Origin of the sequence: Alcanivorax limicola (assembly GCF_019931215.1) — a bacterium.
In the GTDB taxonomy this organism is placed as follows: Bacteria; Pseudomonadota; Gammaproteobacteria; order Pseudomonadales; family Alcanivoracaceae; genus Isoalcanivorax; species Isoalcanivorax limicola.
Genome location: NZ_JAIOUB010000002.1, coordinates 363,142 through 376,499 on the forward strand (window position 1 = coordinate 363,142; position 13,358 = coordinate 376,499).

The following is a 13,358-nucleotide window of genomic DNA, read 5'->3' on the forward strand; positions in this document are numbered from 1 at the left end:
CGTGTCACTCCATGCCTTTCAATGCCGTCACCATATCCAGGCGGCGCAACAGCCGGCCGATCATCAGTGACGATAACAGGGTGGCGCCCAGCACCACGGCGGCGGCCCAGGCGTAGGTGGCCGGGGTCAGCACCAGCGGGATGCGGTACAGGTCCGTCTGCATGGCGATGGTCATCAGGGCACACAGGCCCGCGCCCAGGGCAAAGCCCAACGGCAGGGCAAGCAGGGTCAGCAGCACCAGTTCGCCAAGCAGAATGAAGGTAATTTCCGCGCGCGTGAAACCGAGCACGCGCAGGCTCGCCAGTTCCCGGTTGCGCTCGGCAAAGGCGATGCGCGCATTGTTGTAGACCACGGCAAAGGCAATGGTCCCCGCCAGGAACAGGCTGAACAGCGTGAACAGCAGGATGTTGTCTTCCATCAGATCGCGAAAGGCGCGGATCAGCGTTTCCCGCAGACTGATGGCCGCCACGGTGGGCCGGTCTTCCAGCGCCTGCTGCAGCGCCGCCAGGTACGTGGGGTCCACGGCCAGAAAGGCGCCACTGGCAGAGCCGCCTTCGCGCAACAAACGCTCCAGCGCAGGCTGCTGCATATAGACCCCCACCCCGATGTACTCGGTCACCAGCCCGGCCACCGGAATGGCGAGGGTCGGGCGACGGCCTTCCTGCACGGACACATACAGGGTGTCGCCCGGGCGGATATCCAGCAGCCGCGCCAGATGATCGGTGATGACCGCGCCTTCCTCCGGCAAAACCAGGGGTTGCAGGTCACGATCCAGGACATGAAACAGCGCGCTGTCCGCCCGATAGCCGTGCACGGCGCCGCGATAGCTGCGGTGGCCGTTGCGCAGGATGCCCGGCACCACGCGAAACGCTTCGGCATGCTGCACGCCGGGCAGGCTGCGCAGCTCATGCACGGCACGCCAGGACACCGGCTCGTTGAAGATCACGGTCACGTCCTGTTTCTGCGCCAGGCGGTACTGCACATCCACCATGTGGTTGATGGCGCCCCGGGAAAAACCGGTCAGCATCAGGATCGACACCGCAAAGGCGATACCCAGCATGGACAGCCCGGCCTTGACCGGCTGCCGTTCCAGATTGCGCAGAATCATGCGGCTGGGTTGCGACAACCGCTGCAGGCCAAGCCTTTCGATCACGGTGCGCCGATAGCGCGCCGGTGGCGCCGGGCGCATGGCCTCCGCCGGCGGCAGCTTCAATGCGGCGCGCACGGCACTGAACGTCCCCAGCACGGTAGCGCCCCCGGCAATCAGCACAGCGGCCACCGCCACCGACGGCCGCAGCCGGAATTCCAGCCACGGGAAGCGAAAGAAATCCTGATACAGACTGGCCAGGCCCGAGGCCAGCCAGACGCCCAGCAGCACACCGGCCACACTGCCCAGCAACACGACCACCATCACCAGCATCAGGTAGTGCAGCGCCACGGTGCGGCTGTCGTAGCCGAACGCCTTGAGCACGGCAATCTGCTCGCGCTGGGTGCGGATCAGCCGCGCCGCCACCACATTGAGCAGAAAGGCGGCGACGCCGATCAGCACCAGCGGAATGAAGCGGGCCATGGCGGACAACTGTTGCAGCTCGTCCTCAAGATAACGGTGCGAAATCTGGTCTTCGCGATCATGGGCGCCAAGCCCGCCCCAGGGCGCCAGCAAGGCATCCACCTGCTCGATAACACTCGCGGTGCCCTGCCCCGGGGCCAGGCTGAGCACCACACTGTTGAAGGCGCCCTCCATGCCGAAGGCCGCGCCAAGCGCGCTGCGATTCATCCACATGACGGCGAAGCGTTCGAAATCCGGAAACAGCTCGCCGGGGCGAATCTGGTAGATGTATTCCGGCGACAGGGCGATGCCGCTGATACGCAGCCGCTGGTAGCGGCCATTGATGACCACCGCGAGGCGATCCCCCACCACCAGACCGTGGGCGTCGGCAAAGGCCTCGGCCAGCAGCACCTCATCATCGCGGCCAGCCTCCGGCCATTGCCCGGCGCGCAGGAACAGGCGATTCAGCGCCGGTTGGCGGCCATCCGGCACCGAGATCATCAGCCCGGTCACCGGATCGGGAAAGTCCGCCACGCGCACCGTGACCGGCGCCTGCACCCGGGTGGCCACCTGGGCCACGCCAGGGATCTCTGCCAACCGGTCCGCCGTCACCTCCGGCGCGCGCTTGAGCTCGGCAAAGACGCTGGCGAAATGCTGGCTGGCATAAACGCTCTGCTGGGTCAGCCGCAGGGAATCCAGGGTTGCCAGCGACATGACAAAGGTGGCCACCCCGGCGGCAATCACCAGGGCAATCGCCAGCCCCTGCTCGCGCAGCGTCCACAGGTTCCGGCGCAGCTTGATATGCAGGGTGCGCACGGGGCTACCAGTGCAGCTCGGCGGGGCTGAGTCGGCGGGTATTCTCGTGCACCTCGCTGACGCGGCCATCGGTGAGCCGGATCATGCGGTCCGCCATGTCGGCAATCACCGCATTGTGGGTAATCACCGCCGTGGTGGTGCCCAGGCGTTGGTTGATGTCCTGCAACACCTCCAGCACACGAATGCCGGTCTTTGAATCCAGCGCGCCCGTGGGCTCGTCGCACAGCAACACGGCCGGGTTCTTGGCGATGGCCCGGGCAATGGCCACGCGCTGCTGTTCGCCACCGGAAAGCTGGGAGGGAAAATGATCCATGCGCGGTGTCAGGCCCACCAGGTCCAGCGCCTCTTCCGGGGTCATGGGCGCGTCGGCGATCTCGGTGACGATGGCCACATTTTCGCGCGCGGTCAGGCTGGGGATCAGGTTGTAGAACTGGAAGACGAAGCCGACATGGTGGCGTCGAAAACGGGTCAGTGCCCGCTCGTTGGCCTGGCTGAGATTCTGGTCGCGGTACCAGACCTCGCCCTCGGTGGCCGTATCGAGCCCGCCGAGAATATTCAGCAGGGTCGACTTGCCACTGCCGGAGGCGCCCAGCAACACCACGAATTCGCCGGCATACAGGTCCATGTCCACGCCGCGCAGGGCCTGGACCTTTGCCGGGCCATCGCCAAACACCCGGGTGACCCCCCGGGTGCGAAAAACCACTGTCTTGTCGGGATCTGCTGCCCTGTCCACCGTGCCAACCATCGCTACTCTCCCGGCCTTTACCCTGCATCAGGGTACATCCCTGCGCGTTGCGCCAGATCAAGTTTAATCAGGATGGATCATCAGCATGGGTAATCAGCGGCAGCCGGTTAAGCAGCGCCTTGCGCGCCCGCCAGTCCGGCAGGCGCTGATCCATCAGCCGGTGAAAGCCAGGGCCGTGGTCCATGTGTTCCAGATGGCAGAGTTCATGGGCCACCACGTATTCCAGGCAGGAACGGGGCAATTGGATCAGGGCCAGATTGAGATTGATATAGCCGCGCGAGGACAGGGAGCCCCAGCGGCTTTTCATGCGCTTGATGCGTAACAGGGGGCGGGCGTGGCCCCGGTCTGCAAAAAAGGGAAACTGGCGATCGATTTCTGCATTGAAATGGGTGCGCGCCTGCTCGCGGTACCAGCTGTCCAGCACCGTCGCCACCCTTGCTGGTGCGGCATCCGGGATCTGGATGTGCAGTTGGTCCTGCCGGAGTTCCGGCGCGCGCCGGGGCCCGGGCCTGATGGCCAGCTGTATCGGCTGGCCCAGCAGGGGATGGCGCGCACCCTGTTCCAGCGCCAGCACCAGCGGCGCGGGCCGCTCGGCCATGCGCGCCAATGTGCGCTCAATCCAGCCCCGGCGGCTCTCGACGAACGCGCGGATGTCCCGTTCACTGGCGCGCTCCGGCGCCCGCACTTCCAGGCGCTGATCGGCCAGCACACGCAACTCCAGCGAGCGGCGCCGACTGCGAATGAGGGTGTAAGGCAGATCTGCCATGACAAAAAAGCCCCGGACTGAACGACACATAAACGGCCGCTCAGTGTGCCATGGGCGCTGTTCCTTGGACAGAAAAGGGACAGAAAGGGGACAGACAAGTGAACCGCTCAGGCAGGTGTAGTACGTCCCCGCAAACGATCCAGGTAGCCACGCACCCGGCGGCCCACGTCATTGTCCGCCGCCACCGGCGTTGCCTCTACGGTGTGGCGGCGCATCAGGGCCGGCCGATTCTGCAGCAGCTGGTGGTGCCGCAACGCGCTTTCCACACTGCGCAGCAACATGTTCCGGCTTACCGGGCGGGGCAGCACGCGGTACACCTGCGCCTGATTGATCAACCGGATCAGATGACCGGTGTCACGAAACGCCGTGACGACCAACGTCACCAGCTCGGGCTGGCTCGCCTTGAGCAGACGCAGCGCATCGGAAATGTCGCCCTCGGGCAATTGCAGATCCGTGACCAGCACCGCGGGGGCCTGTTGCGCCATGCGCGTCAGGGCCAGATCCAGGTTGTCGGCCAGTTCCACATGCAGATCGGGGTGCGCCTGGCGAATCAGCTGGTGGAGCGCCGGGTCACCATCCAGCACCATGATGCCGCCGGTGGCCGGCGCCGTTGCCGGTGCAGCGGTAGTGTCCGGCGCCACTCTGGCGATATCGACGGCTTCGGCAATCGTGTCGCGCAGTTCGTCCAGGCGCCAGGGCTTTTGCACGTAGCGAAAAATTTCGCCTTCATTGATAGAGCCGACGATGCTCGCCAGCTCGGCATAGCCGGTCAGCAGGATGCGCATGGCTCGGGGGGCAATCTCCCGGGCCTGGCGCAGCACTTCGACACCGGTCATGTGCGGCATTCTCTGGTCACTGATCACCACATCCACCGGATGTTCGCGCAGCAGCGCGAGTGCCTGTTCGCCACTGCTTGCCGACAGCACCCGGTAGCGGCTGCGGAACGCCATCACCAGCGTCCGCAGAATGCGCTCTTCATCATCAACAAATAGCAGTATTGGCTTGCTGTTCATGCCTGGCTCCCGATACAGCGGTGTCGGATTCGGCGGTAGGTTCTGTCACGCCAGCGCGCTGATGCACCGGCAGACGGATAACGAATTCGGTGCCCTCACCCGGCACGGAGCTGACATCAATGCTGCCATGATGCTGTTCTATGATCTGGTAGCAGATGGACAGCCCCAGGCCAGTGCCCTCGCCCACCGGCTTGGTGGTAAAGAACGGGTCGAAGATCCGCGCGCGCACTGTCTCGGGCATGCCACAGCCGTTGTCACGAATCCGGATTTCTACCGGCCCATCACTCATGGCGTCGGGCGGGCGCGTGGTGATGACAATCTGGCCATAATCACTGATGGCCTGCGCTGCATTGGTGAGAATATTGAGGAACACCTGATTGATCTGCGACGCCGCACATTCCACCGGCGGCAACTCGCCATAATCACTGATCACATCGGCCTTGTGCTTGATCAGGTTGCGGCCGATGGTCAGCGCACTCTCCAGTGCTTCGTTCAGATTGATCCGGTCCACGCGGGCGCGGTCAAGTCGGCTGAAGTTGCGCAGATTGACCACCAGCTCACTGATCTGCTCGATACCATGCAGCGTGTCGTCGAATAACGGGGCGATGTCTTCAAGAATGCCGGTTTCCGCCACGGATTCCGTCGCGCTGGCAGCGGTGGCCAGGTGCGCGCCGATTTCGTCATCGGTGGCGCGGTCATCGAGCAACGAACGGATCAGATTGCTGGCGGCGACCAACGCGCTGCTGGTCTGGCCAACAAAGTCCCGGGCCAGTTCCACATTACTGCGCACATAGCCCAGTGGTGTGTTGATCTCGTGGGCCACACCGGCCACCATTTGCCCCAGCGATGCCATTTTTTCTGACTGCACCAGGTGTGCCTGCGAGGCCTTGATACGCTGATTGGCCTGCACCAGTGCGTGACCGCGCTGGGCGACACGCTGCTCCATCAATGCCAGCAGTGACGTCACCATCCCCATGCCACGGTACATGCCCTGCTCGACAATAATGAAGTCTTCGGTCACCGGCAGAATCATGTTCTCGCGCACATAGGCACTGGCCGCTTCCACGTCTGCATCCACGTTGACCAGCAATGGCGTGCTGTTCATGAAGCGTTCAATCGGACGCGTGCCAAATATTTCACGGCCGAACTGGCGCAGGAATATTTTCATGATGGCATAGCGCGAGATGGTGCCCAGCGGCACGCCATCGCGCACGATGGGCAGGCACAGCAGGTCGCGGCAGGCGTCTGCCAGAAACAGATCTGCGACATCCGCCATAAGCATACTCGGCGGTATCGGGTGCACGCGCATGACCAGATCGCTGATGCGTGCTCGCGTTGCTGCAATCTCCACGATCGCTGTCTCCCCCTGCGGCGGGTCCATCCCTGACCGGCCCACCCTGAATGATTGGTCCTGTCCCGGCCCGTACACTCACGTACCTGGCACGCATCTGGGCTGTATCGGCCGTCGGCAAGCGTCGCGGCGCCCGGTACCGGGTCAGGGAAGCAAAGGATGAAGCGGGAGTATGACAAGCGCATTAATGCGCGCGAGAAACACGTCCCCGCTGCAGCAGATGCCTGCGGGGACGTGCGGGATCACTCAGTGATCAGGCAGGAAGGTGTTCGGCACGCATGGCTTTCTTGTCGAGTTTGCCCACACTGGTACGTGGCAGCTCATCGACAAACTTGATGTTTTCCGGAATGCCGTACTTCGAAATCACGCCGTTCTCGGCATAGCCGGCAACCAGCTCGCGAATCTCGTCTTCGGTGGCCGTGCTATCCGGCTTCTTCACTACCAGCGCCAGCGGGCGCTCGCCCCATTTTGCATCCGGCATGCCGATGACCGCACACTCGGCCACGCCGCTGTGCTGCAGCACCAGACCTTCCAGATCCAGTGATGAAATCCACTCGCCGCCGGTCTTGATCACGTCCTTGATGCGATCGGTGATCTTCAGGTAGCCGTCCGCATCCATGACACCGATATCGCCGGTGTGCAGCCAACCGCCCCGCCACAGTTGTTCGGAATTCTTTTCATCCTTGAGGTAGCCCTGGGTCAACCAGGGCGCGCGTGCGACCACTTCACCCTGGCTCTTGCCGTCATGGGGAACGTCCTGCATGTTTTCGTCAACAATGCGCAGGGTGACCATGGGTACGGCGCGGCCGGTGCGGCTGCGCACTTCTGCCTGGCGATCCAGATCCCATTCCGCCATGTGCGGCATCATGTGGCTCAATGTCAGCAAGGGGCAGGTTTCGCTCATGCCGTAACCGGTGTAGATATCAATGCCCAGATCCAGCGCGGCACGGGCCATGGGTTTCGGCAATGCCGAACCGCCAATGATCACCTTCCACTTTGTCAGATCGACTTTCTTCACCGCCTCACTGGCCAACAGCATCTGCATGATGGTCGGTACACAATGGGAGAAGGTGACTTTTTCCGTGATCAACAGCTTCAGCAGCACTTCCGGCAGATAGCGGCCAGGATAGACTTGCTTCACGCCGAGCAGCACCGCCAGGAACGGGATGCCCCAGGCGTGTACATGGAACATCGGCGTGATCGGCATGTAGACATCGTTCTGGTTGAAGCGGCCATGGCCGTCGCCGCCCAGCGCTGCACGGGCAGCAAAGGTGTGCAGCACCAGCTGGCGATGGCTGAAGTAAACGCCTTTCGGCAAACCGGTGGTACCGGTTGTATAGAAGGTTGTCGCGCGGGTGTTTTCATCCAGCAGCGGAAATTCAAAGCTGGCGTCAGCGTCTGCCAGCAGCGCCTCGTATTCACCCGCCGTGTCGATCTTGCTGCTTTCCGGGCCTTCGCCATCGTCCAGCAGCACAAAGGTTTTCACCGTTTCGATGCGATTCTTGATGGCGTCCAGCAGCGGCAGGAATTCACGGTTCACCAGAATCACGTCATCTTCGGCATGATTGATGGTGTACAGGATCTGTTCCGGTGACAGGCGCACATTGATGGTATGCAGGATCGCCCCCATCATCGGCACGGCAAAAAAACATTCCAGGTAACGGTGGCTATCCCAATCCATGACCGCAACGGTATCGCCCGGTTTCACACCCGCCTTGTTCAGCGCCGATGCCAGACGATGTATCCGCTCCCCGAACTCGCGATAGCTCATGCGCTTCTTGTCTGCATAAACGATCTCTTGTTCCGGGGCATTGCGCACGCCTGCCTCGAGAATGCTGTGGATCACCAGAGGCTGGTCAACCGCAGACGGCGTGCGTTCAATCAGTTTTGCTGTCATGGAAAGCTCCGTTTCTTTATTGTCAGAGTTGAATCAACTGTCCTGTAACCCGCCGCGGGTCAAGCGCGACGGATCAAGGTAACGTGTCAGTGCCTCGCGGGAAAGATCTGTCATTTCCTCGGCCACATCGATAACCGGCCGCCCGCTCTGGTACGCCTGCTTGGCAATTTCCGCCGCCTTTTCATAACCGATCACCGGATTCAGGGCCGTTACCAGAATCGGGTTCCGTCCTACCGCATCGGCAAGACGATCGGTGTTGACGGTAAAGCCGGCCACTGCCTTGCTCGCCATGATACCCGTCACATTGGCCAGCATACCGGTCATATTGAGTAGATTTGCTGCCACCAGTGGCAACATGACATTCAGCTGGAAGTTGCCGCTCTGGGCGGCAATGGTGTTGGCCTGATCAAGCCCCATGACTTGCGCGGACACCATGCAGGCCGATTCGCAAATAACCGGATTGACCTTACCCGGCATGATGGAGGAGCCCGGCTGTACAGCGGGCAACCGAATCTCGGAAAGGCCATCAATCGGGCCCGCATTCATCCAGCGCAGATCATTGGCCAGCTTCATCAGCACCACAGCATAACCGCGCAATGCGCCGGACAGGGCCAGTGGCCGATCAATCGCACTCTGCCCTGCAAAAGCGCTCGCCAGCGGGGTGAAGGCATGGCCACTGCGCTCACTGAGATGCCGGGCAAACACTGTCGCAAAATCCGGATGCGTATTGACGCCGTTGCCGACCGCGGTGCCCCCCTGGGGTATCAATAACAGACCGTCACGGGCTTGCCGCAATGTTTCGCCAGCAAAAGCCAGTTGGGCACGCCACCCCCCCAGCTCCTGGCCGAAAGTCACCGGCATGGCATCCATCAGGTGAGTACGGCCGGTTTTCACGACCTGGTCCAGTTCTTCGGCGCGACGTGCCAGCGTGTCATCCAGTTCCGATATCGCGGGCAGCAGCTCACCGGTCAACGCCATGGTCGCTGACAGGTGAATGGCGGTGGGGATCGTATCGTTACTGCTCTGACCCAGATTGACGTGATCATTGGGGTGCACCGGCGTGCCCTCTCTTTCGCAGAGGTGGCTGAGCACTTCATTCACGTTCATGTTGGTGCTGGTGCCTGAACCCGTCTGGAAGATATCCACCGGGAACTGGTCGTCATGATCCCCGTTGAGCACCTGGTCCGCCGCCGCCCGGATAGCTGCCGCGCGCGGCTCATCCAGCAGACCCAGCTCTCGATTGGCCTCGGCCGCACACCATTTGATCTGTGTCACAGCATGAATAAACGAGGCGGGCAACGGTCCAAAGACCGGAAAATTCTCCACCGCCCGCTGCGTCTGCGCGCCCCACAGCGCATGCGCCGGCAGGGTCATTTCTCCCATGGAGTCCTTTTCTGTACGTGTTCCAGCCATGACATATCTCCCTGACGACCCACAGTTGTAACGGTATCACAGGCCGGGCTCAAGGCCTGCCATGGAAAGACTGAGATGCAACGACCGAGATAGAACGGCTGCAACGGAACGACAGCAACGTTACGGCTTCGGGGTCGACGCCGGACGCGCATGGGACCTGGACGCAGGGGGAGAATCCGCTGGCAGCGGTGATGGCGAAACCGGGTCAGGCACAAGCAGCGCAAATAAAAAAGCGGCACCGGAAATGGGAGGTGCCGCTGGGGGGGAACACCGGCCAGACGCCGGTGAAGGGAAAGCTTCTATATCGTCGATATGTTGTCGGAGGAGCGCTCCATTACGGTGCTGCCGGCGGCGTGCTATCCGGACCGCCCGGCGTGCCGTCAGGCTTGCCTCCACCTGCACCAAATCCGGCGCCAAGCTGGCGACGCTCACGGGCGCCACGCGCCGTCTCGCGGCCGGTCTCTTCCCGTCTTTCGCGCGCCTGGTTTGCTGTTTCCAGGCCAGCCGCTGAACGCTGCTTCGCTTCTTCGCTGGCCGTTTCCGGCAGTGACAGTTGCTCTGCAATCATGTCCGGCTCGGCTTCCGCCTCGACAACCACTTCGATAGTGGCCTCTTCATCTGCAGCACTGGCCACGAGCGGCATCGCGACAATGCCAAAAGGCAGTATGCCAATCATCAGCTTTCTGAGCATATCCATCATCACGTCTCCGTATGGTGAAAGATGCCGGATCTCATGCCATGCCGGCATAGCGGCAACCCGCTGTCATTCAGCATGCTGTTATCTGTGACACGACTGTGAACCCTGAAAGGTTCCTTTCCGGAGCACCTTACGGAACAAGAATTTCCAGGCCGAGCTGAAATTCGTGACGTTGGTAACGATTGTTCGCGATAGTGCTGTCGTTATCCGTGTAATCTATCTGGCCAAACAGCACCCAGTTGGTACGGATATACCGATCGGCTCGCAGGCTGACCGTCAACATGTCATCCAGGCGCTGCACGCGCTCATCACCGATGCGATAGCGTCTCTGATAATGGCTGTGTTCATAGCCGAGCGTTGAGGTGACCGTCCATAGGTTGATGGGGTAGCGCAGAGACAGTCGTAACCGGTGTCGCAGCGGGGAGAAGCTGGCAAAATCATCTTCGCTGCGAAGATCGCTGCGGTCGTTGGCTTCAATACGGTAGGCACTCTGAAGCCGGCCCGCCTGCACCGGGGTACTCCAGCGCATATGCCCCCGCACGCGCCATCCATCCAGATATTCAAAGTTGCTGCCAGCCTGGACGCGATCAACATCCAGCCCCGCACCAACAAAGGTGCTATCGGAAACGGATCTCAGGAAAAAGGCATCGCTGCCGTACGCGGTCTGGTACTTTTCGCCGTCGAGAAACTGCGTCGTTACTTTCGCTCCCACGGCACCGTGCCACTCGCCGAAACGTTTCGAGCGACGGATTGCCGCATCATAGAATGAGGTATCGAACTCATTGATGCTCGCATTGCGCCGGCCGTAGGCGCTGCCTTCAAGGTGCCAGTCAGGGTTCAGATCATAACGGGCATTGACGTAGGCATTGGCAAACTGATCGGCATCATCCGCACTGCTCTGTTCAGGCGAGAACGTCACATTGCTGTCGTGGCCCAGTGACAGGCTGAGGAACACCGCATAGCCTGGCGGCTTGTCACCCAATCGATCAAGGGCTTGCTCGGCCAGATAGCTGACACGGCTGTCTCCCGTGTGCCAGGCGTTTCTGTAGAATTCGCGCGCGCGCTGCGGATCTGCCTGCCGTTCCGCAATCAACGCAATGTTATAGAACGCAAGCCCACGCCAGGCCTGGTTATCCTGCAGGGAAAGGAAGGCATCCTCCGCCGTGGCATAATCACGCAACCGGTAACTAGCCACACCGAGATTGTAGTAAAGACCGGGGCTTTCCATGCCCAGATTTCTGGCACGCAGAAAATAGTCCCTGGCACCGAGAAAGTCATCATTGCGGAATGCCTCTACACCTTGCTGAAAGGATGTATTTGCATCGTCCCGAGCGATCGCGTCAGAGATGCCTGCCACGAAAAGCACCAGCAACAACAAGGCTGGTGAGATGACTGTACGCATAGTGTTCCACTAATCAGCAGGAAATGCAGGGAAGAATCAGGGCCTTCCCGGAGGGTCAACGGGCCGACGGGGCGGCTCCGGCAAATTCAATTGCTCACGGACTTCATCTGCCCTGGATCTGCCATGATTGTCCTGCCGATCCCGAGCTCGCTCGGACGCTTGCCGTGCTGCATCACCACCCTGCCGCCCGGCGGGAGTATTTTCATTGCGCGGCAATTCGATGCGACTGCTGATCGCAGACGCGGAACCTGTCGGATCATCAATGATATCGATTGTGATCTCGACATCCTGGGCGAATGCAACCGGCGCTACCGGCAGAAGCAGTAGCATCGCCAACCCGGCCAGGTATGCTCTAAGCGCCATCTTTCTCTCCTCACCCGGCATGCTCTTGCTCACGTTGCCGGTGTCTCCAATGTCATGGGTATGCCATCGGAACGCTGGTGATGTGCGGTATCCACCCACAACACTTTCTGGGTTTGCCGTCCGGATGGGGTGTCAATCATGACCACGACTTCCCCCTGCCCGGCACGGGCACCGCGCAGCGGCAGGGACAACAGGTTGGGCCCCTGGCGCAGATCCGTGGTCCAGGTAAGCTCCCGTTGATCCGGATACCCTACCAGTTCCGTATTGTCGGGAATCCGCAGCGTCAGCGTGACGCCCTCCAGGGCATCCCGTGCATTGACGGCGAACTGGACCTCTCGCACGTCATTCAGATCCAGTAGCACCCACTCGGTCAGCCCAGCGCGCTCCGGCCCGGGGCTGAAAAGCCCCCAGCCCAGCAGCAGCCCCAGCATGACCGCAGCCGCCAGGCCAGGCTTTAACAGTCGGTTCACCCGCGAGTCCGGTTGTTTTTCGGCAGCTCGCCGGGCCATGTCTTCTTCTGCCACACGCCGGAACAGGCGCTCAGCCATGTCCTGCGGCATCGGCGGCGTTTCCAGACTGCGCAAGGTATTCTGCAATGACAGTGCCCGGGCAACCCGGCCGCAGCACGCCGCGCAGCTTTCCATATGCGCTTCGAATTCAGCACGGGCATTGTCCGAGAGCCGATGATCGATGTAATCATCGAGCTGATCGTTCAGCTCATCGCATTTCATTGTGGAAATACCTCCATACCTTGACACGCGGACCGGGCGGGGCGGCGTCCTTTTCCAGCAATTCTCTCAAGCGGGCCCGGGCTCGGTGCAACCGGGACTTCACGGTGCCCATCGGCAGATCGAGTATTCCGCTGAGCTCCTCCAGAGCATACCCCTCCATGTCGTGCATGATGACCAATACCCGATGATCGGTGGAAAGACTGTCCAGAGCGGTTCTGACCTTGCGTGCTGTCCGGGATTCATCCAGCAGCTGATCGGGTGCTTCCTGGACTGTTTCCAGGGCTGTCTGGAAGCTGAGGGTGTTCTCGATCTCGTGCTCCGGCTGCACGACACGCAACCAGCGGTTCTGCCGACGCTGGTCGTCTATGAACTCCCGCAACAGCACCTTGGTCAGCCAGGGCATCAGCTTTTCAATGCCTGCCAGCTCGTCCAGTCTCGGGTAGAGCTTCAACAGCACCGTCTGCAGCAGGTCTTCCGCATCATGGCTGTTTTCCGTGAAGCGACGGGCGACGCGATACAAGCCAGGCAGGCAGGGGCCCAGCAGCATCTCGAACTGCTTCTGTCTCGCCAGATCATCTGGAGATAGTGCCATAGTGAAATACACGCCCCGGGCAG

Annotated in this window: 12 protein-coding genes; all 12 read right to left on the minus strand. The window is 61.4% G+C overall.

What is annotated here, in order from left to right:
* Positions 1 to 4 precede the first annotated feature (4 nt).
* The 12 genes from K8B33_RS07630 to K8B33_RS07685 all read right to left on the minus strand — a co-directional run bounded on the left by K8B33_RS07630 (position 5) and on the right by K8B33_RS07685 (position 13,335).
* Positions 5 to 2,365 (minus strand): ABC transporter permease, encoded by a 2,361-nt coding sequence (locus tag K8B33_RS07630; RefSeq protein WP_223425235.1) that lies wholly within the window; start codon positions 2,363 to 2,365, stop codon positions 5 to 7.
* Between the two features lie 4 nt (positions 2,366 to 2,369).
* Positions 2,370 to 3,110, minus strand: a complete 741-nt coding sequence (locus K8B33_RS07635) for an ABC transporter ATP-binding protein (protein WP_223425237.1) — start codon at positions 3,108 to 3,110, stop codon at positions 2,370 to 2,372.
* A 67-nt stretch (positions 3,111 to 3,177) separates the two neighbouring features.
* Positions 3,178 to 3,876, minus strand: a complete 699-nt coding sequence (locus K8B33_RS07640) for a M48 family metallopeptidase (protein WP_223425239.1) — start codon at positions 3,874 to 3,876, stop codon at positions 3,178 to 3,180.
* 107 nt (positions 3,877 to 3,983) lie between these two features.
* A complete protein-coding gene (locus K8B33_RS07645) occupies positions 3,984 to 4,889 on the minus strand; it encodes a response regulator (protein ID WP_223425241.1) in 906 nt (301 codons plus the stop codon).
* Positions 4,858 to 6,240, minus strand: coding sequence for a sensor histidine kinase (locus tag K8B33_RS16205; protein ID WP_223425243.1), 1,383 nt, complete (start codon positions 6,238 to 6,240; stop codon positions 4,858 to 4,860). Before K8B33_RS16205 ends, K8B33_RS07645 begins: the two co-directional genes overlap by 32 nt.
* Positions 6,241 to 6,493: 253 nt before the next feature.
* Entirely contained in the window at positions 6,494 to 8,137 is a 1,644-nt protein-coding gene (locus K8B33_RS07655) for a fatty acid--CoA ligase (protein WP_223425246.1), read from the minus strand.
* 33 nt (positions 8,138 to 8,170) lie between these two features.
* Positions 8,171 to 9,550 carry a class II fumarate hydratase gene (locus K8B33_RS07660; protein ID WP_223425248.1) on the minus strand — a complete coding sequence of 460 codons (1,380 nt, stop codon included), beginning with the start codon at positions 9,548 to 9,550 and terminating at the stop codon, positions 8,171 to 8,173.
* Positions 9,551 to 9,884: 334 nt separating this feature from the next.
* Entirely contained in the window at positions 9,885 to 10,247 is a 363-nt protein-coding gene (locus K8B33_RS07665) for a hypothetical protein (RefSeq protein ID WP_223425250.1), read from the minus strand.
* A gap of 130 nt (positions 10,248 to 10,377) precedes the next feature.
* The gene (locus tag K8B33_RS07670; RefSeq protein ID WP_223425253.1) at positions 10,378 to 11,649 is read right to left on the minus strand and encodes a tetratricopeptide repeat protein; all 1,272 of its coding nucleotides are present in this window, start codon (positions 11,647 to 11,649) and stop codon (positions 10,378 to 10,380) included.
* 36 nt (positions 11,650 to 11,685) lie between these two features.
* A complete protein-coding gene (locus K8B33_RS07675; RefSeq protein WP_223425255.1) occupies positions 11,686 to 12,012 on the minus strand; it encodes a hypothetical protein in 327 nt (108 codons plus the stop codon).
* 29 nt (positions 12,013 to 12,041) lie between these two features.
* Complete coding sequence (locus tag K8B33_RS07680; RefSeq protein ID WP_223425257.1) at positions 12,042 to 12,743, minus strand: anti-sigma factor family protein; 702 nt, start codon at positions 12,741 to 12,743, stop codon at positions 12,042 to 12,044.
* The gene (locus tag K8B33_RS07685; RefSeq protein WP_223425259.1) at positions 12,730 to 13,335 is read right to left on the minus strand and encodes an RNA polymerase sigma factor; all 606 of its coding nucleotides are present in this window, start codon (positions 13,333 to 13,335) and stop codon (positions 12,730 to 12,732) included. Before K8B33_RS07685 ends, K8B33_RS07680 begins: the two co-directional genes overlap by 14 nt.
* Positions 13,336 to 13,358 lie beyond the last annotated feature (23 nt).